This window comes from Massilia sp. LC238 (assembly GCF_000735635.1).
Classification (GTDB): domain Bacteria; phylum Pseudomonadota; class Gammaproteobacteria; order Burkholderiales; family Burkholderiaceae_D; genus Telluria; species Telluria varians.
Genome location: NZ_JNNN01000007.1, coordinates 62,980 through 84,962, shown reverse-complemented (window position 1 = coordinate 84,962; position 21,983 = coordinate 62,980). Strand labels below are relative to the sequence as shown.

Genomic DNA, 21,983 nt, shown 5'->3' with positions numbered 1-21,983 from the left:
TCTGTCAAGCAACATCCGTAGTGAATAGCACCGCTTGTTCCCATATCGCACGTTCCGCACAAAAAAACAGGCGCCCGCGGGCGCCTGTCTCATCGTTCAGACCGAGCGATCAGTGCTTGACCACCTCGGTCGAGCCCTCCGCAGCCGCGCTCGGGGTGACGGCCACCGGTGCCGCCGCCACCTCCGCCAGCGGTTCCGGCTGGCGCTCCAGCGCAACTTCCAGGACCTTCTCGATCCAGCGCACCGGCACGATCTCGAGCTTGTTCTTGACGTTGTCCGGAATCTCGGCCAGGTCCTTCACGTTCTGCTCGGGGATCAGGACCGTCTTGATGCCGCCGCGATGCGCCGCCAGCAGCTTCTCCTTCAGGCCGCCGATCGGCAGGACCTCGCCGCGCAGCGTGATCTCGCCGGTCATCGCCACGTCGGCGCGCACCGGGATGCCGGTGAAGGCCGAGACCAGCGCCGTCGTCATGCCGATACCGGCCGACGGACCATCCTTCGGCGTCGCGCCTTCCGGCACGTGGATGTGGATGTCGGTCTTCTCGAACGCTTCGGCCTTGATGCCGAAGCGCTGGGCACGCGAACGCACCACCGTGCGCGCAGCCTCGATCGACTCCTTCATCACGTCGCCCAGGGTGCCGGTGCGGATGATCGCGCCCTTGCCCGGCACGTTGACGGCTTCGATGGTGAGGAGGTCGCCGCCCACCTCGGTCCAGGCCAGGCCGACCACCTGGCCGATCTGGTTTTCCTTCTCGGCCACGCCGAAGTCGTAGCGGCGCACGCCCAGGAACTTGTCCAGGTTCTTGGCGCCCACCGTGATCTTCTTCTCGGCCTTGGTGAGGAGCAGCATCTTGACGACCTTGCGGCAGATCTTCGAGATCTCGCGCTCGAGCGAACGCACGCCCGCTTCACGGGTGTAGTAGCGGATGATGTCGCGGATCGCCGATTCCTCGACCTTGATCTCGCCTTCCTTCAGGCCGTTGTTCTTGATCTGCTTCGGCAGCAGGTAGCGCTGCGCGATGCTGGTCTTCTCGTCTTCGGTATAACCCGACAGGCGGATCACTTCCATCCGGTCCAGCAGCGCCGGCGGGATGTTGAAGGAGTTCGAGGTGGCCACGAACATCACGTCCGACAGGTCGAAGTCGACTTCGACGTAGTGGTCGCTGAAGGTGTGGTTCTGCGCCGGGTCCAGCACCTCGAGCAGGGCCGAGGACGGATCGCCGCGGAAGTCCGCGCCCATCTTGTCGATTTCGTCGAGCAGGAACAGCGGGTTGCGCACGCCGACCTTGGACAGCGACTGCAGCACCTTGCCCGGCATCGAGCCGATGTAGGTACGGCGGTGGCCGCGGATCTCGGCCTCGTCGCGCACGCCGCCCAGTGCCATGCGCACGTACTTGCGGTTGGTGGCGCGGGCGATCGATTCGCCCAGCGAGGTTTTACCCACGCCCGGAGGACCGACAAAGCACAGGATCGGCGCCTTCAGCTTGTCGACGCGCTGCTGCACCGCGAGGTACTCGAGGATGCGTTCCTTGATCTTGTCGAGGCCGTAGTGATCGGCTTCCAGCACCTGCTGGGCCTTCTCGAGGTCGATGGTGACCTTCGACTTCTTTTTCCACGGCAGGCCGACCAGCGTGTCGATGTAGTTGCGCACGACGGTGGCTTCGGCCGACATCGGCGACATCAGCTTGAGCTTCTTGATCTCGGCCTGCGCCTTTTCCAGTGCCTCTTTCGGCATCTTGGCGGCGATGACCTTCTTCTCCAGCTCTTCGATGTCGGCGCCCTCTTCGCCTTCACCCAGTTCCTTCTGGATCGCCTTGACCTGTTCGTTCAGGTAGTACTCGCGCTGCGATTTCTCCATCTGGCGCTTGACGCGGCCACGGATGCGCTTCTCGACCTGCAGGATGTCCAGTTCGCCTTCCAGCTGGCCGAGCAGGTGCTCGAGGCGCTTGGCGACGTTGAAGATTTCCAGGATGACCTGCTTCTGCTCGAGCTTGAGCGGCAGGTGCGCGGCAACGGTGTCGGCCAGGCGGCCGGCGCCGTCGATGCCGGCCAGCGAGGCCAGGATCTCGGGCGGGATCTTCTTGTTGAGTTTGACGTACTGGTCGAACTGCTGGACGATGGCGCGGCGCATCGCCTCGACTTCGGAGTCGTCTCCGATTTCCGAGGCGACCGGGGTCAGCTCGGCGGTAAAGTGGGTGGCGCCATCGGTGATGTGATCGATGCGCGCGCGCTGGGCGCCCTCGACCAGGACCTTCACAGTACCGTCGGGGAGTTTCAGCATTTGCAGAATATTGGCCACGCAGCCGATCTCGTAGATGTCTGCGGCGGAAGGTTCGTCCTTGGCGGCGGCTTTCTGGGCAGCCAGCATGATGCTCTTGCCCTGCTCCATCGCGGCTTCCAGGGCCTTGATCGATTTCGGACGGCCGACGAACAGAGGTATCACCATATGCGGGAACACGACCACGTCGCGCAGCGGCAGGAGAGGCAGCGTCGTTTGCTCGGTTAATTTCGAAGTTGTCATGGCATACCTTATAGAAACGTGTTGCTGAACTTGGGCACTCGCAGCGCAAATCTCAAGACCACCGCGAATATATTTTCTACGAGTAAAAGAATATCAATGTTTAGAAAATATAGCCGTTCCGATAAAAAACGCGTTTTCAAATGAAAAAGCCACTGCGCGAGCGAGCTCGCGAGTGGCTTTTCGATTGAAGCCGGCGTCTATTATTGAAGTAAATTGTACCTTCAAGAATCCGTACGGCAAGACTTTTGTGGCAAAAGAACGCGCCTTTTTTTAGTTCTCGCCAGAAGCTTTTGGCGTTTCGCTATAAATCAGCAAAGGTTTCGCAGCATTCGTGATCGTATTTTCATCGATCACGACTTTCACCACGTTCTGCTGGCTTGGCAGTTCGTACATCACGTCCAACAGTGCATGCTCGAGGATCGAGCGCAGGCCGCGGGCACCGGTCTTGCGTGCCAGGGCCTTGCGCGCAATCGCGTGCAGTGCCGCAGGACGTATTTCGAGTTCGGCGCCTTCCATTTCAAGCAGCTTCGAGTACTGTTTGATCAGGGCGTTCTTGGGCTCGATCAGGATCTGGATCAGCGCCTCTTCGGTCAGCTCGCTCAGGGTCGCGACGACAGGCAGACGGCCGACCAGTTCCGGGATCAGGCCGAACTTGATCAGGTCTTCCGGCTCGGCTTCCATCAGGATTTCGCTGTTGGCGCGCTCGGTCTGGCTCTTGACCGTGGCCGCGAAACCGATGCCGCTCTTTTCCGAACGGTTCTGGATGATCTTGGCCAGGCCGTCGAAGGCGCCGCCGCAGATGAACATGATGTTGGTCGTGTCGATCTGGACGAAGTCCTGGTTCGGATGCTTGCGGCCGCCCTGCGGCGGCACCGAGGCCATGGTGCCCTCGATGAGCTTGAGCAGGGCCTGCTGCACGCCCTCGCCCGACACGTCGCGGGTTATCGACGGGTTGTCGGACTTGCGCGAGATCTTGTCGATCTCGTCGATGTAGACGATGCCGCGCTGGGCCTTCTCGACTTCGTAGTTGCAGCTTTGCAGCAGCTTCTGGATGATGTTCTCGACGTCTTCGCCGACATAGCCGGCTTCGGTCAGCGTGGTCGCGTCGGCGATCACGAAGGGGACATTGAGCATACGCGCCAGGGTCTGGGCCAGCAGGGTCTTGCCGGAACCGGTCGGGCCGACGAGCAGGATGTTGCTCTTGGCCAGTTCGATGTCGTCCTTCTTGCCCAGGTGCTTGAGGCGCTTGTAGTGGTTGTACACCGCCACCGACAGGATGCGCTTGGCCGTCTGCTGGCCGATCACGTACTGGTCGAGCAGTTCGGTGATTTCGTGAGGCGTCGGCAGATCGGACTTGGCGCCCGCCACCGATTCGACATTGGAAGTCTCGTCGCGGATGATGTCGTTGCACAGGTCGATGCATTCATCGCAGATGAACACCGACGGTCCCGCGATCAGCTTCTTGACTTCGTGCTGGCTCTTTCCGCAGAACGAGCAGTACAGAAGTTTTTCGCCGCTGGAGGATTTTTTGTCAGACATGGGGCAGGTTATCTAATAAGTTGCTTGAATATAACGCTAATACGGGTACGCAACAAGTGCGCACACGAACATGCTACCCGAAATAAAAACGAAACGCCCGAACACGTTTTGCGCCCGGGCGTTTTTTGGCAACACCTTGGCGGCGTCGCAACGCGCTTTACTTACGCGCGGTTCGTCAGCACGCGGTCGATCATGCCGTATTCAACGGCCTCTTCCGCCGACATGAAGCGGTCGCGGTCGGTGTCGCGGTGGATCTGCTCGATGCTCTGGCCGGTGTTCTCGGACATGATGCGCGCCAGGCGCTCGCGCAGGTACAGGATTTCCTTGGCCTGGATCTCGATGTCCGAAGCCATGCCCTGCGAACCGCCGGACGGCTGGTGGATCATGACGCGCGAGTTCGGCAGCGAGAAACGCTTGCCCTTGGCGCCGGCAGCCAGCAGGAAGGCGCCCATCGAGGCGGCCAGGCCGGTGCACAGGGTGGAGACGTCCGGCTTGATGAAGTTCATCGTGTCGAAGATCGCCAGGCCCGCCGAGACCGAACCGCCCGGCGAGTTGATGTACAGCGAAATGTCCTTGTCCGGATTCTCGCTCTCCAGGAACAGCAGCTGGGCCACGATCAGGTTGGCCATCTGGTCGTTGACAGGGCCGACCAGGAAGATCACACGCTCTTTGAGGAGGCGCGAGTAGATGTCATAGGCGCGCTCGCCGCGGCCGCTTTGTTCGACCACCATCGGCACGAGGCCGAGTGCTTGGGTATCCAATGCCGGATTACGAATCATACCTGTCTCGTTCCTTGTAAATAGGGGTTCAGAAGTCCAATCTTAGCAGGTGCGCGTAGTTTGCACAGACACGTAGGGTGGGCAGCTCCGCTGCCCACGCGGTGATTGTTGCCGGCTCCGATCTCGCTATCGATGATCTCGCCGCCAATACAACAGTGGGCGTCTGTAATTCAGGCCACTGGCCTGAATCACCCCGCCCACCCTACGATTTAACCACAACAGCCTTGCTGGCTGGCATTCATTAACCCTGGGCGTTGCCGCCCATCAGTTCATCGAAAGCGATGGTCTTGCTGCTGACCTTCGCCTTGCCGAGGACATAGTTAACGACGTTTTCTTCCAATACAAGAGCTTCCACTTCGGCCAAGCGGCGGCGGTCGCTGTAGTAGTACTTCAGGACTTCCTTCGGATCTTCGTAGCTCTGCGAGAAGTCTTCGATCTGGGCCTTGACCTGCTCCTGGGTCGCCTGCAGGTTGTTATCTTGCACCAGCTGCGACAGGATCAGGCCCAGGCGCACGCGGCGCTCGGCCTTGTCGGCGAACATTTCCGGCGGGAACGGCATGGCCTTGACGTCCATGCCACGCTGCGCCATGTCCTGGCGGGTCATCTCGGCCAGGCGCTCCGAATCCTGCTGGATCATGGCCTTCGGCACGTCCAGTTCGGTCGACTTGACCAGCGCGTCCATCACGGCTTCCTTGTTGCGGGCCTTGATGCGGGCGTTGACTTCACGCTCCAGGTTGGTCTTGATGTCTTCGCGCATCTTCTCGATCGAGCCGTCTTCGATGCCCAGCGACTTGGCGAATTCCGCGTCGACTTCCGGCATGTGGGCCCATTCGAGCTTGTTCAGGGTGATGGTGAACTCGGCGGTCTTGCCGGCCACGTCCTTGCCATGGTAGTCCTCAGGGAAAGGCAGCGGGAAGGTCTTGCTTTCGCCGACCTTCAGGCCCACGGTCGCGGCTTCGAATTCCGGCAGCATGCGGCCTTCGCCCAGCACGAATGCGTAGTTCTCGGCCTTGCCGCCGGCGAACTCTTCGCCGTCGATCCTGCCGACGAAGTCGACGGTGACGCGGTCGCCGTTGGCAGCCACGGCTTCGCCGCCGGTGCCGTGCTCGCCCTCTTCACCCTTGGTGTGGTAGTGCACGCGCTGCTTGCGCAGGATGTCGATGGTCTTGTCGATCTCGGCGTCGCTCACCTCGGCGGCAACGGTTTCGATCTCGGTGGTCGCCAGGTCGCCCAGCACGACTTCAGGATAGACTTCGAAGGTCGCGTCGAAGGCCAGCATGCCTTCCGGTGCTTCCTCTTTCGGTTCGATTTTCGGGAAACCGGCAACGCGCAGCTGGTTCTCGTTGGCGGCTTCGTTGAACGCGCGGCCGACCTTGTCGTTCAGCACGTCCGATTCGATCTGGTAACCGTACTGCGCAGCGACCATCTTGAGCGGCACCTTACCTGGGCGGAAGCCCGGGGCCTTTGCCGTCTTGGCCTGCTTCTTGAGGCGCTTTTCGACCTCCGTACGGACGTCAGCTACCGGAAAAGTGATCGTCAAGCGACGCTCGAGTTTACCCAGGGTTTCGACTGCAGTTGCCATTATAAAAATCGTCCAAAAAAATAATTATTCGTGGTGCGAGGAGGGGGACTCGAACCCCCACACCATTGCTGGCGTCAGGACCTAAACCTGGTGCGTCTACCAATTTCGCCATCCTCGCGGAAGGATTGCATTTTTGCCACAAAAACAAAGGGCGCCCGACAGTGAAACCGGCCGCCCTGCACTCCTCTGTTTAGGGGCTACAACTTCAATCGATTATTTTACTGGATTTTCTGTCACTATTGGGGCGTTTTTTGCTGTGCGTGTGGGGATGGGAGCTCATCTATATAGAGGAGCCCGCCATCGCCCCTAGGTGATTTTCGGCCTGGTCGGCTTCTTGACCCGGAACCACGCCGCATACAGGGCCGGCAGGAACAGCAGGGTGAGCGCCGTCGCCACCAGCAGGCCGCCCATGATCGCCACCGCCATCGGTCCCCAGAACACGGAGCGCGACAGCGGAATCATCGCCAGCGCCGCCGCGGCGGCCGTCAGCAGGATCGGCCGGCAGCGCCGCACCGCCGCCTCGACGATCGCGTCCCAGGCTTCTGCCCCGCCCGCGATGTCCTGCTCGATCTGGTCCACCAGGATCACCGAATTACGGATGATCATGCCGAACAGCGCGATTACGCCCAGGTTGGCGACGAAACCGAAGGGCCGGCCGAACGCCAAGAGCGCCATCGCCGCACCCGCGATCCCGAGCGGCCCGGTAAGGAAGACCAGCAGCGAGCGCGAAAAGCTGTGCAGCTGCAGCATCAGGAGCGTGAACACGATGAACAGCACTAACGGCACGTTGGCCATGATCGAGGCTTCCGCATCCGAGCTGTCGGCCGCCGCGCCTTCGACCTTGAGGCGGTAGCCCGCCGGCAGCCTGGCGCGGATCGCGGCCAGCTTCTCGTCCACCTGGGCGGTGACGGTGGGGCCCTGGATGCCCTCCACCACGTCGGACTGGACCATGATGGCCCACTCGCGGCCCTCGCGCCAGACCACGCCCGGCTCCCAGACGAAGGCCACGCGCGCCACCTGCCCGATCGGCACGGCGCCGCCGGCGGTCGGCACCAGGGCCTCCGACAGGCGCGTGATGGTCGAACGCTCTTCGAGCGGCTGGCGCACCACGATGTCGATCAGGCGGTTGGTCTCGCGGAACTGGCCCACCGGCGTGCCGGTGAGCGTGGTGTTGATCACGCGCCGCACTGCCTGCGAGGTGACGCCGAGCGCGCGCAGCTTGTCCTGGTCGAGGTCGAGGCGCAGCACCTTGACCGCCTCGTTCCAGTTGTCGTTGACGCCCACCGTGTTCGGGTTGGCGCGCATGACCTCCCTCACTTCGTCGGCGACCTTGCGGACCACGCCGATGTCCGGGCCCAGCACCTGGAACTGCACCGGATAAGCCACCGGCGGCCCGTTCGGCAGCAGCTTCACGCGCCCGCGCACCTCGGGGAAGTCATTGCGGAAGGCTTCCTCGATCTTCAGGCGCAGCGCCTCGCGCGCAGCCGCATCCACCGGCAGCACGACCAGCTGGGACACGTTCGACTGCGGGAAAATCTGGTCCAGCGGCAGGTAGAAGCGCGGACTGCCGGTGCCGACATAGCTGGTCACGCTCTGCACACCTTGCTGCTGCTTGAGGAAACCCTCGAAGCGCTTGACGACCGCCTCGTTCGCCGCGAAGCTCGTGCCTTCCGGCGACCACATCTCGACCATCAGTTCGGGACGGCTGGAATCGGGGAAGAACTGCTTCTCGATGAAATTAAAGCCGAACACGCCCAGCGCGAACACGCCCAGGCTCAGCGCGATGGTGGTCTTGCGCCACTCGACGCAGCGGTTCACGAGGCGCCGGAAACGCTCGTAGGCCGGGCTGTCGAACACGTCGTGCGAGGATTCGCCCTGGCCGTGCGGCTTCACCTTCAGCAGGATGTAGCCGATGTAGGGCGTGAACACCACCGCCACCACCCAGGAAATCAGCAGGGCGAGCGCGTTCACCGAGAACATCGTGAAGGTGTATTCGCCGGCGGCCGACTTGGCCAGGCCGATCGGCAGGAAGCCCGCCGCCGTGATCAGGGTCCCAGTCAGCATCGGCATCGCGGTGGAGGTGTAGGCGAAGGTGGCGGCCTCGAAGCGCGACAAGCCCTCTTCCATCTTGCGCACCATCATCTCGACCGCGATGATGGCGTCGTCCACCAGCAGGCCGAGCGCGATGATCAGGGCGCCCAGCGAGATCTTGTGCAGCGAGATGTCGAGCACCCGCATGAAGAGAAAAGTAATCGCCAGCACCAGCGGAATCGTCAGCGCCACCACCAGGCCGGGGCGCACGTCGATGCGCAGCTTCGGCTTGGTGTGCAGGCCGAGCGCGATGAAGGACACGGCCAGCACGATGATCACCGCCTCGATCAGCACCTTGATGAATTCGTTGACCGAGGCGGTGACTGCCTGCGGCTGGTTCGACACGCGCTCCAGCTCGATGCCGACCGGCAGCTGGGCGCGTATGCGGGCGACGGTTTCGTCCAGGCCCTCGCCGAGACGGATGATGTTGCCGCCCTTTTCCATCGACACGCCCAGGCCGATCACTTCCTTGCCGTTGAAGCGCATCTTGTCGCGCGGCGGGTCCTGGTAGCCGCGCTTCACGGTAGCGAAGTCGCCCAGGCGGAAGGTGGTATTCCCGGCGCGCAGCTGCAGGTTTTCCAGAAGCTCGAGACTCTTCAGGGCGCCGGTGACGCGCACCTGCAGGTTGTCGCTCGGCGTCACCAGGACGCCGCTGGCCTCGACCTGGTTCTGGGTGGCGATCTGGTTGACGATCTGCTCGAAGGGCACGCCCAGCTGGGCGAACTTCTTGCTGGAGAATTCGATGTAGATCTTCTCGGCCTGCACGCCGAACTGCTCCACTTTCGCGACCAGCGGCACCTTGAGCAGCTGCTGGCGCACGAAGTCGGCGTAGTCGCGCATCTCGGCCGGCGTGAAACCGTCGCCCGAGAGCGCGAAGATCGAGCCGTAGGTGTCGCCGAATTCGTCGTTGAAGAAGGGGCCGACCACGCCCTGCGGCAGGGTGGCCGCCATGTCGCCGATCTTCTTGCGCACCTGGTAGAAGGCCGGCGCGGTCTCCTGGGGCGGCGTCGACTCGCGCAGCTCGAGGATGATGGTGGTCTCGCCCGGCTTGGAGAAGCTGCGGATGCGGTCGATGTAGGGCGTCTCCTGCAGCTTTTTCTCGAGCGGGTCGGTCACCTGCTCGGCCATCTGCACCGCGGTCGCCCCCGGCCACACGGCGCTCACCACCATCGCGCGGAAGGTGAAGGGCGGGTCTTCGTCCTGGCCCAGCTGCTGGTAGCTCAGGATGCCGCCGATCAGGAGCGCGGCGATCAGGTAGCGCGTGAGCGGGATGTGCTCCAGCGCCCAGCGCGACAGGTTGAAACCCCTCATTTGCCGGCTCCATCGGCGCCGCCGACTGCGGCGGCCTCCGTATCGCCGCGGCGCGCCACGTCGGCCGTCAGGATGCGCACCTTCTGGCCTGGCTTGAGCAGGTGCACGCCGGCCGTCACCACGGTCTGGCCGGGCTGCACGCCGCCCGAGAGCAGGATGTCGTTGCCCGACTGGCCCGCCACCTCAACCTTGCGCATCTGCACCACGCCCTTGTCGACGACCCAGACGCCCGTCACGCCCTTGTCCTGCACCAGGGCGCTGAGCGGCACCCGCAGCGCCGTGGCGTTCGAGCCGCCGCCGGTGCTCATTTCCACGGTGGCCGTCATGCCGAGCCGGATGTCGGCGCGCGCCGGGATCGACACCTTGACGGTATAGGTACGGGTCGCCGGATCGGCCACCGGCGAGACTTCGCGGATCTTGCCGGGAATCGCTTCGGCGCGCTTGGCCCACAGGCGCACGTTGACGTCGCTGGCCTGGCGCAGCGCCTCGACCCGGTCTTCGGGGATGCCGATCACGACTTCCTTCTCGTCGGTGCGGGCCACGCGCACCACCGGCGCCCCTGCGGCCACCACCTGGCCGACCTCGGCGTCGACCGCCGTCACCACGCCGTCGGCGTCCGATTCGAGGTTGGCATAGCCGGCCTGGTTCGACTGGCCGCGGAAACCCGCGCGCGCCGCATCGACGTTGGCCTGGGCCGCGCGCAGCGCCGCCTGCTTGGCGTCGAGGACGGCCTGGCTGACGAAATTCTGGGCGCGCAGGTTCTGGTGGCGCTTGTAGTCGGCCTGGGCCAAGTCGCGCTCGGTCTCGGCGGCGCGCAAGGTGGCGCGCGCCTGGGCCTCGGCCAGGCGCAGGTCCTGCGGATCGAGGCGCATCAGCACCTGGCCGTCCTTGACATTGGCGCCGACGTCGACGCGGCGCTCGACGATCTTGCCGCCCACCCGGAAGCCAAGGCGCGATTCGTAGCGCGGGCGTACGTCGCCCGAAAACTCGACGCGCTCGCCGCCGGTGCCGGCGGCGAGCTGGATGGCGCGCACCGGGCGCACCTCCTCCACCCTGGGTTCCTCCTTGCCGCATCCGGCCAGGAGGAACAGCAGCAAGGGCGCGGCATATGCGGCGCGCATGGGGGGAAACTTCGGGCGAAACTTCGGAGATGCAGACACGTGGGGTCCCCTGTCGATCATGTGCCAAGTTAGGGCATTTGTAATCAAGCAATTATAATCAGTGAAAGAGCCAGAAACCCGACATTAGAGTCAACAGTCAAATATGCCAGTTGAGCATTACGAGAACTTCCCGGTTGCCTCCTTCCTGCTGCCGCGCCGCCTGGCGCCCGCGGTCGAGGCCATCTATGCCTTCGCCCGCAGCGCCGACGACATCGCCGACGAGGGCGACGCAGCCCCGCCCGAACGCCTGGCCGAACTGGAGCGCTATGGGCGGGAGCTCGCGGCCATCGAACGCGGCCACACGCCCGCCGACCCGCTGTTCGGGCGCCTGGCCGGCGTGGTGCGCGAGTTCCGGCTGCCGGTCGCGCCCATGCACGATCTGCTGTCGGCCTTCCGCCAGGACGTGAGCACCACGCGCTATGCCGATTACACCGCGCTGCTCGACTATTGCCGGCGCTCGGCCAACCCGGTCGGGCGGCTGATGCTCGAACTCTACGACGCCGTCGACGAGCGCAACCTGCGCGATTCGGACGCGATCTGCACTTCGCTACAGCTCATTAACTTCTGGCAAGACGTCGCGATCGACCTGCCCAAGGGCCGCATCTACCTGCCGCTGGAAGACCTGGAGCGGCACGGCGTGTCGGAGGCGGAGCTGGCCTCCGGGCCGGCCACGCCGGCCTGGCGCGCCCTGATGCGCTTCGAGGTGGAGCGCGCCCGCGCCCTGATGCTCAGCGGCACGCCGCTGGTGCACCGCCTGCCGGGGCGTATCGGCTGGGAACTGCGCCTCATGGTGCAGGGCGGCCTGCGCATCCTGGAAGCGATCGAAAAGGCCGAGTACGACGTGTTCCGGCGCCGTCCGACCCTGGCGGCGGCGGACTGGATCGTGGTCGCCTGGCGCGCCTTGAAGATGTGATCGATGTTCGCAGAGCTATCCGTATCGGCTAAGATAGCGGATTCGCCTCAGCAATCAGCAACAAAACAAACAATACATGTCCCCCGACGAATACTGCCAGCAAAAGACGGTCCAAAGCGGCTCCAGCTTCTACTACAGCTTCCTGTTCCTGCCGCCGGAGCGCCGCCGCGCGATCACCGCGCTGTACGCCTTCTGCCGCGAGGTCGACGACACCGTCGACGAAACTTCCGACGCGTCGGTCGCGCGCATCAAGCTGGCCTGGTGGCGCACCGAAGTCTCGACCATGTACAAGGGCTCGCCGACGCATCCGGTGACCCAGGCGCTGCAGCCGCACGTCGCGACCTACAAGCTGGAAGAACAGCACCTGCAGGCCATCATCGACGGCATGGAGATGGACCTCGACCAGAGCCGCTACCTCGACTTCGCCGGCCTGCAGAAGTACTGCTGGCGGGTGGCCGGCGTGGTCGGCATCCTGTCGGCCAGCATCTTTGGCTACACCAGGCCGGAGACCCTGGCCTATGCCGAGAAGCTCGGCCTGGCCTTCCAGCTGACCAACATCATCCGCGACGTCGGCGACGATGCGCGCAAGGGCCGCATCTACATCCCGGTCAACGAGCTGCAGCAGTTCAACGTGACCGCCGCCGACATCCTCAACTTCCGCCACAGCGAGAAGTTCGAGGCCCTGATGCGCTTCCAGAATGAACGCGCCCAGCGCACCTACGACGAGGCCCTGGCCCTGCTGCCGAAAGAAGACCGGCGCGCCCAGCGTCCCGGCCTGATGATGGCGGCCATCTACCGCACCCTGCTCGACGAGATCGCGCGCGACAACTTCCAGGTGCTGAACCAGCGCATCTCGCTCACGCCGCTGCGCAAGCTGTGGCTGGCCTGGAAGACCTATGTCCGCACTTGACAGCGGCCTGCGGGTCGCCGTGGCCGGCGGCGGCTGGGCCGGCTGCGCCGCCGCGGTCGAACTGGCGGCCGGCGGCGCCCGGGTTACCCTGGTGGAGACCGCGCGCAGCCTCGGCGGCCGCGCGCGCGGCGTCGAGGTGGAGGGAAAGATGCTCGACAACGGCCAGCACATCCTGCTGGGCGCCTACGGCGAAACCCTGCGCCAGCTGGCGCGGGTCGGCATCGACCCGGACCAGGCCCTGCTGCGCCTGCCCGTGCAGATGCGCTATCCCGAGGGCAGCGGCGGCATGGACTTCGTTGCTCCGCGCTGGCCGGCGCCGCTGCACCTGCTTGGCGCCCTGGTGCGCGCCAAGGGACTGGCGCGCGCCGACAAGCTGGCCCTGGCCCGCTTCACCACCGCGGCGCGCACGATGGGCTGGGTGCTCTACAACGACTGCACGGTCGACGAACTGCTCGAGCGCTTCGACCAGACCCCGCGCCTGAACCGCCTGCTGTGGCATCCGCTGTGCATCGCCGCGCTCAACACGCCACCGGAACGGGCCTCGGCCAAGGTGTTCCTGGCGGTGCTGCGCGACAGCCTGGGCGCGAAGCGGCGCGCGGCCTCGGACATGCTGCTGCCGCGCATGGACATGGGCGCCCTGTTCCCGCAGGCGGCGGCGCGCTTCGTCGAGCAGCATGGCGGCGAGGTGCGACTGGGGTGCAAACTCACGGCCGCCGCGCCCACCGACAGCGGCTGGCGGCTCAGCCTGAGCGGCGGCGATGCCGAATTCGACGCGCTGGTGCTGGCCACGCCCGCCACCCAGTCCGCCGCCATCCTGGCGCCGCACGCGCAGGACGTGGCCGCGCAGCTGGCTGCGCTGGCCTACGAGCCGATCGCGACCTGTTACCTAGAGTACGACTCGTCGGTGCGCCTCGACCTGCCCTTCTACGCCCTGCTCGACGATCCGGCGCAGGGGCGCTGGGGCCAGTTCGCCTTCGACCGGGGCCAGCTCGATGTTACCCAGCCGGGCCTGCTGGCGGTGGTGGTCAGCGCCGCCGCCGAGGCGGCAGCGTTCGACCAGGGGGCGCTCGGCAAGATGATCGCGGCCCAGCTGGCCCACGACCTGCGCCGCCCGGAGCTTGCCACGCCGCAGTGGACCCGGGTGATCACCGAGAAGCGCGCGACCTTTTCATGCACCCCGGGACTGCTTCGCCCCTGCAACGAAACACCCCTGCCCGGCGTGGTGCTGGCGGGCGACTACACGGCCGGCGACTACCCGGCGACGCTCGAGACCGCCGTGCAGAGCGGCGTGGCGGCCGCCACGCTTATCCGTGCCTACGGCAAGCTGCCCCCAGAAAAACGCAGACTGTCGCACACCGATGGCGGCCAGGAACCGACTTCCGTAAAGTAGCAGCATCGAAACAGGCCTTGCGGAATGAACAAGATCATGAACAAGATGAGCAACTTCGAACTCGGTGTGCGCGCCCTCGCCCTGGTGGCCGTCGTGGCCTTCAGCACCGCCGTGCTGGTCGAGCCCGAACTCATCGGCGGCAGCAAACGGGACACCGCACTGGCGATCGGCGCGATCCCGGCGCTCAGTCACCACTGATATCCACCACTGATCGGAACGGCTCAACATGGGCAAACTGGAATATCTCGACGCGCTCAAGCGGGCCCTGGGCGGCCTGCCGCCGGAGATCCAGGCCAAGACCCTGGCCTGGTATGAGCAGCGCTTCGTGGACGGCGTGGCTGCTGGCCGCAGCGAGGCCAGCATCGCCGAAGAACTCGACGACCCGCGCAGAATCGCGGTGACGCTGCGCGCCAACACCCACATGGACGCGTTCAAGGAAAAGAAGTCCCCTGCCAACGCCGTGCGCATGCTGGTCGCCGGCGTTGGCTTGCTGGTCTTTAACCTCTTCATGGCGATCCCGGCGGCCGTCTACGCTTCGCTGCTGGTCGCGGTCTACGGCACCGCGCTCGGCTTCTACGTCTCGGGCATCGCGATCACCGCGAGCGGCCTGGCCGGCGCCAATGAGCTGGTGCTGAACAATCCGCTGCACCGGATCGAAGTCATGGCCGACGGCGAGCGCCGCGAAACGGTCGAGAACAGCCGCACCCGGGTCTCGATCGGCAAGCAGGGCATTCACGTCTACGAGGACGAGCCGGAGGAGGACAGCGCTGTGGCCGACGACCCGGCCGAGGTGGCCAGGTCCTCGATCGTCATCCGCCGCGCCGAGAAGGTGGCCGACGCCGGCATCCGGATCAGCACCGACATGGACGGCGAATCGCGCACCACCCAGACCCTGGTCGGCTTCGCCATGGTCCTTGGCGGGATCCTGCTGTTCCTGCTGTCGCTGGTGATCACCAAGTACACCTTCATCGGCCTGAAGCGCTACGTCAGGATGAACCTGTCGCTTCTGCGGGGAGCCTGATCATGCGCGCATTGCTGAAAGTCGGATTCAGCCTCCTGATGCTGGCCTTCGTCCTGATCGGCCTGAGCTATGCGGCGCTGCGCGCCAACGGCGTGGCCGCGGCCAGCGAGGGCCGCCAGGTGAGCAGCGAGAAGCGCGAGGTGCCGGCCGCAATCAAGGCGATCGACCTGGATGGACCGATCGACCTGAACGTGCGCTACGGTGCGGCGCCCTCGCTCGAGGTGCGCGGCGAAGCGCGCCTGCTCAACAACGTCGACGTGAATGCCGACGGCGAGGTCCTGCACATCGGCCTGCGCGGCATGGTGCTGGGCCACCGCCGCCCGCTGCAGGTGGAACTGGTGCTTCCGCGCCTGGACAGCGTCAAGATCGACGGCAGCGGCGACAGCAGCGTCAACGGCTTCTCGGGCGAACGGATCGAAGCGCGCATGCAGGGTTCCGGCAGCCTGCGCTTCAACGGGCGCTTCCGCCAGGTCGACGCGGCCCTGAGCGGTAGCGGCGAACTGGACCTGAATGCGGGCCCAAGCATCGAGCGCTTCGACGCCGTGCTGACCGGTTCCGGCCACCTGACCATCGTCGGCGGCACCCGCGAACTGCATGCCAATGCCAGCGGTTCCGGCGAACTCGATGCGCGCCACCTGCGCGCCGAGAAGGTCGAGGTGAGCCAGACCGGCTCGGGCCGCAGCACGGTGCATGCGCGCCACAGCGTCGCGGCCTCGATCTCGGGCAGCGGCGACATCGAAGTGACCGGCAATCCGGCCGAGCGCAGCGTCAGCCGCAGCGGCAGCGGCTCGGTGACCTTCAGCGAGTAAGGCCGAGCCAGGCGAGCGCGTCGCCCCCGGCGGCGCGTCCGCTGCCGAAGCAGGCGGTGAGCAGGTAGCCGCCGGTCGGCGCTTCCCAGTCGAGCATTTCTCCCGCCACGAACACACCCGGCAGCGCGCGCAGCATCGCGCTGTTCCCGTCCAGCGCCTCGAAACGCACCCCGCCCGCGCTGCTGATCGCCTCATCGATCGGGCGCGGACGCACCAGTACGAGCGGCAAGGCCTTGAGCGCCCGCGCCACCCTGCCCGGGTCGGCATACGCCTGCTTCGACAGGCATTCGTGCAGCAGGCCGGCTTTCACGCCCTTGATCCCGAGGCGCCCCTGCAGGTGGCTCGACATCGAGCGCGAGCCGCGCGGATGCTCGACTTCCGCCAGCACGCGCGCCTCGTCGAGATCGGGCAGCAGGTCGAGCCAGATGGTGGTGCTGCCTTCGGCCGCGATCTGGTCGCGCAGTAGCGCCGAGACGGCGTACACCAGGCTGCCCTCGATACCGGACTCGGTCACGACGAACTGCCCCTGGCGCTTTTCCAGGGCGCCCCCTGCGCCGCGCCAGGCGATCGCCACGGTCGTCAGCGGCGCGCCCGCATGTTTTTCCCTGAAGTGCGCGCTCCAGTCGACGTCGAAGCCGCAGTTGGACGGGACCAGGGGCGCCACCCCGACGCCGCGTTCCGCCAGCAGCGGCACCCAGGCGCCGTCGGAGCCGAGCCGCGCCCAGCTGGCGCCGCCCAGGGCCAGCACGGTGGCGTCGGCCTCTAACAGGATCTCGCCGTCCGGGGTGGCCATGCGCAGGCGGCCGTCCTGCCAGCCCAGCCAGCGGTGCCGCATGTGGAAGCGCACGCCCGTTTCGCGCAGCCGGTGCAGCCAGGCGCGCAGCAGCGGCGCGGCCTTCATCTCGAGCGGGAACACGCGTCCGGAGCTGCCGACGAAGGTGTCGATGCCGAGTCCATGGATCCAGTCGCGCACCGCCTGCGGGTCGAAGCCCTCCAGCCAGCGCCCGACTTCGCGCTCGCGCTCCCGGTAGCGGCTGCGGAAGGCCGGCAGCGGCTCCGAATGGGTGATGTTCATGCCGCCCTTCCCGGCCAGCAGGAACTTGCGGCCGCTCGAGGGCATCGCATCGTAGACGTCGACCTGCACCCCGCCCGCGGCCAGGGTTTCGGCGGCCATCAGGCCGGCGGGACCGGCGCCGATCACGGCGGCGCGTTTGCTTGGGTTGGGCGGCTGGTTCATCGGCAATATCGGGGAGAAGCGAAGGAGCGGCATTGTAGTCGAGTTTGCAGCTTGCATAAAATGCGGGAGTCGATGTAAAGGGAGCTTGACATGTCAAGTTCGCTTGACTACGATGTAAAGCATACTTTACTTTGCGGAGGATGTCATGCATGAGAAGCGGGTTGGAAAAGTCTACGTCCGCGAACTGATGGGCGCACTGGGGCTGTACGTGGTCCTGCTGTTCGCCGCGATCCGCTGGGGCCGGCCGATGGAAGACGGCCTGGCGCGCACGCTGGTGCTGCTCTCGCCGATGATCGGCTTCTGCGCCGCCCTGTGGGTGATCGCGCGCCACTTCGGCCGGATCGACGAATACCTGCGTATGCGGCTGCTGGAAAACGTCGCCCTGGCCGCCGCCATCACCGCCGGGCTGACGTTCAGCTATGGCTTCCTGGAGACGGCCGGCTACCCGAAGCTGTCCATGTTTACCGTGTGGTGCGTGCTGTGCGGCGCCACCGTCCTGGTCCAGCTGCTGCGTAAACTGCTCGACCGATGAACAACCATATCCGAACCCTGCGTGCCGAGCGCGGCTGGAGCCAGGCCGAGCTGGCCGACCTGCTCGACGTTTCGCGCCAGAGCGTGAACGCGATCGAGACCGGCCGCTACGACCCCAGCCTGCCGCTGGCCTTCGCGATTGCCAGGCTGTTTCAACTACCGATCGAATCGATCTTCATCCCAGACCAGGAGTCAGCATGAAAGCATCCCTGTTGTTCGCACTACTCGTCGGCCTGGCCGGCGCCAGCCTTGTTCCCAGCGCCGCGGCGCAAGCTCCGACCGAGGCGCCGAACCGCTTCGCCGCCCAGCCGACGCCCGCCGAGCGCTTCGAGATCAAGGGCATGCTGGTCGAGCGCCACGGCAGCGGCCCGCGGCCGCTGGTGCTGGTGCCGGGACTGTCCAGCGGAGGCTGGGTGTGGGGACAGATGGTGCGCGATTTTGCCCCTGGCCACACCATCTACGTCGTGACCCTGCCCGGCTTCGACGGCCGCCCCGCGGTGGACGGCGACCCCTTCGATGCGGCCAAAGGCGCACTCGCCGAGCTGATCGCGTCACGCAAGCTGTCCAAGCCGGTCGTGATCGGCCACAGCCTGGGAGCGACGCTGGCGCTCGCGCTGGCCCAGGACCTGCCCCAGCAGGTGGGTGGCGTGGTTGCCATCGACGGCCTGCCGGTATTCCCGCGCACCGAAGACATGCCGCCGGAGCAGCGCGCTGCGATGGCGGAGGGCACGCGCAAGCAGATGCTGGCGGTCACCGGCCCCGCCTTCGTCGCGCAGCAGCACCAGTACATGCGCGCCATCGGCATGGTCGACATCGGCAAGGCCGATGATGCGGCCAGGCTCACCGCGCGCAGCGATCCCGCTGCCGTCGCCGCCTGGGTCGGCGCGGTGCTGGCGCGCGACCTGCGGCCCGGCCTGGCGAATCTGAAGGCCCCGGTGCTGGTGCTGGTGCCCTATTACGCGCCGGACGCCGTGGTGCTGAATAACATCACCATCGCCGACAAGCTGGCGTATTATCGGGAGCTGATGAGCGGCACCCCGCGCCTGGAGGTCGAAGCCATCGACAAGGCGCGCCACTTCGCGATGGTCGACCAGCCCGAAGCCGTGGCCGATGCAGTCCGCCGTTTCCTCAAACACCTGTGAACACGAAGGAGAACCTGATGCAAAAGCTGATCTACTGGAGCGGACAATACCTGCTGGCGGCCGGCTCGATGTTCGCCCTGCTGGTCTCGATCGACGTGTTCCTGCGCGGCGAGGCATTCGAGACCGGCTGGCGCGAATCGCTGGCCTGGTCGCTGATGGCGTCCGCCATCTTCATCGGTTCGCGCTACTACCGGGCCGACCGCGGGGCGAGTTGCGCGATGTGCCGCCATCCGGACACCAAACCCTGATCCGCTTTCCTCCAAGCTGCATCAAGACGGACCTGGGGCGGCAAGGCGATACTGCCGCCCTGGCGTATGCATGCATTTGTCATATCCATAAGATTCTGCTTGACAATACATGTAACAGGAATATTCTTGTACCCGCTACAACGAACGATGGCGCCCGCTCGACGAGGTCGGCCACGATTCGCCAAGGCAGTCCGTTTCAACATCTTGGAGGATGTGTATGTCGGTAATGACAAGGGCAGCAATGTCCCGTAGGACGATGCTGGGCGCGATCGCGTCCAGCCCACTCTGGATGCAGTCCGCATGGGCGCAGCCAAACCTGAAGATCTCCCACCAGTTCCCGCGCGCCAGCCTGGCCGAAGGCGATTTCCGCGACCGCTTGTGCCGCATGTTCGCGGCCAACGTCGAACGGCGCACCCGCGGCAGCCTGAAGTTCTCGATCCACCCAAGCGCCAGCCTGATGGCCCCCGGCGCCCAGATCGGCGCGCTGCGCAGCGGCGGCCTGGACATGGCGCTGGTGCCGCTGTCCTATGCCGGCGCCGAGGCCCCGGAGGCCAACATCGGCCTGATGCCGGGCCTGGTCACCTCGTACGAGCAGGGCTATGCCTGGAAGAATGTGCCGGTCGGCCGCGAACTGACCCGCATCCTGAACGACCAGGGCCTGGTCGTGGTCAGCTGGATCTGGCAGGCCGGCGGCGTCGCATCAACCGGCAAGCCGATCGTGCATCCGGAAGACGTCGCGGGCCTCAAGGTCCGCGGCGGTTCGCCGGAAATGGACCGTCTGCTGCTCGACGCCGGCGCCACCGTAGCCAACATGCCGTCCAACGAGATCCCGGCCGCCATGCGCGACGGCAGGCTGGACGCGGCGCTGACGTCGTCGACCTCGCTGATCTCGTTCCGCCTGCAGGAATCGGCGCGCGCCCTGACCACGGCGCGCGGCGGCGCCTACTGGTTCATGTTCGAACCCTTGATGATGTCGCGCACCGTGTTCGATCGCCTCACCAAGCAGCAGCAGGCGGCGGTGATGGCCGTGGGCGCCGAGCTGGAAGCCTTCGCCCTCAAGGCCGCGCGTGCGGATGACGCCGCGGTGGCATCGGTGTACGCCAAGAGCGGCGCCCAGATCGTCGACCTGAATGCGGAAGCGCTGCGCAAGTGGCAGGCGGTGGCGCGCACCAATGCATGGCGCGAGTATGCCGAGCGCAGTGCGAACTGCGCCAAGCTGCTGGCACTGGCGGAACAGTCGATCGCGATGATCTGATGTTTCAAAGGGCTGGGCGGCTACAGCGCCCGGCCTAGCCGCCCGTCACGGGCGGGAAGAATGCCACTTCGGCGCCATCCTGCACCACGGTGTCCGGTCCGCACATCACCTGCTGGTGGGCCGTGCGCACCGCCCGGTCCGGTCCCAATGCCTCGGCCCACACGCCGCCGCGCGCAGTCAGGTGCGCGCGCACCGCGCCCACGGTCGCCACGCCCTCCGGCAGCGCCAGGCTTTCCTGAGCGGTGCCGAGCTGCTCGCGCACCGACGCAAAATACCGCAATGTGATCTTCATGTGCATCCTAATGCTGCAGTTCGGCGAAGGGGATGAAACGCACCAGGTCGCCTTCGAGAATCGCCTGGCCCGGCGGATTGTCCACCAGCCCATCGCCCCAGACGGTCGAGGTCAGCACGCCCGAGCCCTGGTTGGGGAACAGGTCGAGGCCGCCGGCCGCGTTCACCCGCACGCGCAGGAACTCGTTGCGGCGGTCGCCCTTCGGCAGGGTGAAGTCGGCGCGCATGGTGTATCCGCGCGGTTCCACCGGGCCGCTCACGCCCTGCAGGCGCAGCAGGAAGGGCCGCACGAACAGCAGGAAGGTGATGAAGCTCGAGACCGGATTGCCGGGCAGGCCGATGAAGAAGCAAGCAGCTCCAGTGGAGCTGCTTGCGAGCCCGCCTTCTCGGCGGACTTCGCCGAAGGCCAGCGGCTTGCCCGGCTTCACCGCGATCTGCCACATGTTCAGCCGCCCTTCCGCTTCGACCGCGGGCTTGATGTGGTCTTCCTCGCCCACCGACACGCCGCCCGAGGTGATGATCAGGTCATGTTCGCGGGCCGCCTCGCGCAGGGTGGCGCGGGTGGCGTCCAGCGAATCCGGCACGATGCCGTAGTCGGTGAAGGTGCATCCGAAGTTCTCCAGCAGGCCACGCAGGGTAAAGCGGTTGGAGTTGTAGATGGCGCCCGGCTGCAAGGGCTCGCCCGGCATGGCCAGCTCGTCGCCGGTGAAGAACACCGCGACCCGCACGCGGCGCAGTACCGGCAGCCGGGCCAGGCCGACCGAGGCGGCCAGGCCGAGTTCCTGGCTGCGCAGGCGGGTGCCGGCCGGCAGGATCACGGCGCCGGCGGCGACATCCTCGCCGGTACGGCGGATCCACTCCCCCGGACGCGGCGCGTGGCGCACCGTGACGCTGTCGCCCACCGCCTCGCACTGCTCCTGCATGACGACGGCGTCAGCGCCGGGCGGAATCAGGGCGCCGGTGAAGATCCGGGCGGCACTGCCGGCCTCCAGCGGATCGCCGACGCTGCCGGCGGGGATGCGCTGGGTCACGCGCAGGGTCGCGCTGCCGCTCTCGCAGTCAAGCGCGCGCACCGCGTAGCCGTCCATCTGGGTGTTGTCGGCGGAAGGGACGTCGATGGTCGCGCGCTGGTCCTCGGCGAGCACGCGGCCATTCGCCTCGAGGGTCGGCACTGTCTCGCTGTCAACCACCGGACGCACCGCGTCGAGCAGCTGGCCCAGGGCCTCGCGCACGGACAACATGGGCGGCTTCAT

The 21,983-nt window shown here is 65.8% G+C and carries 20 protein-coding genes and 1 tRNA gene; 11 read left to right on the top strand and 10 right to left on the bottom strand.

Annotated elements, in window-relative coordinates:
• Positions 1 to 109 precede the first annotated feature (109 nt).
• The 7 genes from lon to FG94_RS01665 form a co-directional block, all read right to left on the bottom strand.
• On the bottom strand, positions 110 to 2,521 hold the full coding sequence (gene lon / locus FG94_RS01695) for an endopeptidase La (protein WP_036206144.1): 2,412 nt from the start codon (positions 2,519 to 2,521) through the stop codon (positions 110 to 112).
• A gap of 270 nt (positions 2,522 to 2,791) precedes the next feature.
• Complete coding sequence (clpX, locus tag FG94_RS01690) at positions 2,792 to 4,060, bottom strand: ATP-dependent Clp protease ATP-binding subunit ClpX (RefSeq protein ID WP_027864171.1); 1,269 nt, start codon at positions 4,058 to 4,060, stop codon at positions 2,792 to 2,794.
• A 161-nt stretch (positions 4,061 to 4,221) separates the two neighbouring features.
• Positions 4,222 to 4,839, bottom strand: coding sequence for an ATP-dependent Clp endopeptidase proteolytic subunit ClpP (clpP, locus tag FG94_RS01685; RefSeq protein ID WP_027864172.1), 618 nt, complete (start codon positions 4,837 to 4,839; stop codon positions 4,222 to 4,224).
• A 241-nt stretch (positions 4,840 to 5,080) separates the two neighbouring features.
• Positions 5,081 to 6,421, bottom strand: coding sequence for a trigger factor (tig, locus tag FG94_RS01680; protein ID WP_036206140.1), 1,341 nt, complete (start codon positions 6,419 to 6,421; stop codon positions 5,081 to 5,083).
• Between the two features lie 31 nt (positions 6,422 to 6,452).
• A tRNA-Leu gene (locus FG94_RS01675) sits at positions 6,453 to 6,539 on the bottom strand.
• A 188-nt stretch (positions 6,540 to 6,727) separates the two neighbouring features.
• Positions 6,728 to 9,823 carry an efflux RND transporter permease subunit gene (locus FG94_RS01670; RefSeq protein ID WP_036206136.1) on the bottom strand — a complete coding sequence of 1,032 codons (3,096 nt, stop codon included), beginning with the start codon at positions 9,821 to 9,823 and terminating at the stop codon, positions 6,728 to 6,730.
• A complete protein-coding gene (locus tag FG94_RS01665; protein WP_036206133.1) occupies positions 9,820 to 10,944 on the bottom strand; it encodes an efflux RND transporter periplasmic adaptor subunit in 1,125 nt (374 codons plus the stop codon). Before FG94_RS01665 ends, FG94_RS01670 begins: the two co-directional genes overlap by 4 nt.
• A 142-nt stretch (positions 10,945 to 11,086) precedes the next feature.
• Here FG94_RS01665 and hpnC point away from each other — a divergent pair, with 142 nt between their 5' ends.
• The 6 genes from hpnC to FG94_RS01640 all read left to right on the top strand — a co-directional run bounded on the left by hpnC (position 11,087) and on the right by FG94_RS01640 (position 16,026).
• Positions 11,087 to 11,896: a squalene synthase HpnC gene (gene hpnC / locus FG94_RS01660; RefSeq protein ID WP_036206130.1), complete on the top strand. Its 810-nt coding sequence runs from the start codon at positions 11,087 to 11,089 to the stop codon at positions 11,894 to 11,896.
• 76 nt (positions 11,897 to 11,972) lie between these two features.
• Complete coding sequence (hpnD, locus tag FG94_RS01655; RefSeq protein ID WP_036206127.1) at positions 11,973 to 12,806, top strand: presqualene diphosphate synthase HpnD; 834 nt, start codon at positions 11,973 to 11,975, stop codon at positions 12,804 to 12,806.
• Positions 12,793 to 14,196 (top strand): hydroxysqualene dehydroxylase HpnE, encoded by a 1,404-nt coding sequence (gene hpnE, locus FG94_RS01650; protein ID WP_036206123.1) that lies wholly within the window; start codon positions 12,793 to 12,795, stop codon positions 14,194 to 14,196. The genes hpnD and hpnE overlap by 14 nt, the downstream gene beginning before the upstream one ends.
• Before the next feature lie 36 nt (positions 14,197 to 14,232).
• Positions 14,233 to 14,394 (top strand): hypothetical protein, encoded by a 162-nt coding sequence (locus FG94_RS27785; RefSeq protein WP_200879933.1) that lies wholly within the window; start codon positions 14,233 to 14,235, stop codon positions 14,392 to 14,394.
• A 28-nt stretch (positions 14,395 to 14,422) separates the two neighbouring features.
• The gene (locus FG94_RS01645; RefSeq protein ID WP_036206120.1) at positions 14,423 to 15,217 is read left to right on the top strand and encodes a DUF1700 domain-containing protein; all 795 of its coding nucleotides are present in this window, start codon (positions 14,423 to 14,425) and stop codon (positions 15,215 to 15,217) included.
• 2 nt (positions 15,218 to 15,219) lie between these two features.
• Complete coding sequence (locus FG94_RS01640; protein WP_036206117.1) at positions 15,220 to 16,026, top strand: head GIN domain-containing protein; 807 nt, start codon at positions 15,220 to 15,222, stop codon at positions 16,024 to 16,026.
• Here FG94_RS01640 and FG94_RS01635 read toward each other — a convergent pair.
• On the bottom strand, positions 16,016 to 17,263 hold the full coding sequence (locus tag FG94_RS01635) for a TIGR03862 family flavoprotein (protein WP_036206114.1): 1,248 nt from the start codon (positions 17,261 to 17,263) through the stop codon (positions 16,016 to 16,018). The genes FG94_RS01640 and FG94_RS01635 overlap by 11 nt on opposite strands.
• A gap of 145 nt (positions 17,264 to 17,408) precedes the next feature.
• Here FG94_RS01635 and FG94_RS01630 point away from each other — a divergent pair, with 145 nt between their 5' ends.
• The 5 genes from FG94_RS01630 (at position 17,409) to dctP (ending at position 20,439) form a co-directional block, all read left to right on the top strand.
• Positions 17,409 to 17,795 carry a hypothetical protein gene (locus FG94_RS01630; protein ID WP_036206110.1) on the top strand — a complete coding sequence of 129 codons (387 nt, stop codon included), beginning with the start codon at positions 17,409 to 17,411 and terminating at the stop codon, positions 17,793 to 17,795.
• Positions 17,792 to 17,995, top strand: coding sequence for a helix-turn-helix transcriptional regulator (locus FG94_RS01625; protein WP_036206108.1), 204 nt, complete (start codon positions 17,792 to 17,794; stop codon positions 17,993 to 17,995). Before FG94_RS01630 ends, FG94_RS01625 begins: the two co-directional genes overlap by 4 nt.
• Positions 17,992 to 18,936 carry an alpha/beta fold hydrolase gene (locus tag FG94_RS01620; protein WP_036206105.1) on the top strand — a complete coding sequence of 315 codons (945 nt, stop codon included), beginning with the start codon at positions 17,992 to 17,994 and terminating at the stop codon, positions 18,934 to 18,936. Before FG94_RS01625 ends, FG94_RS01620 begins: the two co-directional genes overlap by 4 nt.
• 17 nt (positions 18,937 to 18,953) lie before the next feature.
• The gene (locus FG94_RS01615; protein WP_036206431.1) at positions 18,954 to 19,184 is read left to right on the top strand and encodes a hypothetical protein; all 231 of its coding nucleotides are present in this window, start codon (positions 18,954 to 18,956) and stop codon (positions 19,182 to 19,184) included.
• A 241-nt stretch (positions 19,185 to 19,425) separates the two neighbouring features.
• On the top strand, positions 19,426 to 20,439 hold the full coding sequence (gene dctP, locus FG94_RS01610) for a TRAP transporter substrate-binding protein DctP (protein WP_229445812.1): 1,014 nt from the start codon (positions 19,426 to 19,428) through the stop codon (positions 20,437 to 20,439).
• Between the two features lie 34 nt (positions 20,440 to 20,473).
• Here dctP and moaD read toward each other — a convergent pair whose 3' ends face one another.
• Positions 20,474 to 20,731: a molybdopterin converting factor subunit 1 gene (moaD, locus tag FG94_RS01605; protein ID WP_036206428.1), complete on the bottom strand. Its 258-nt coding sequence runs from the start codon at positions 20,729 to 20,731 to the stop codon at positions 20,474 to 20,476.
• Positions 20,732 to 20,738: 7 nt separating this feature from the next.
• Positions 20,739 to 21,983, bottom strand: coding sequence for a gephyrin-like molybdotransferase Glp (gene glp, locus FG94_RS01600; RefSeq protein ID WP_036206102.1), 1,245 nt, complete (start codon positions 21,981 to 21,983; stop codon positions 20,739 to 20,741).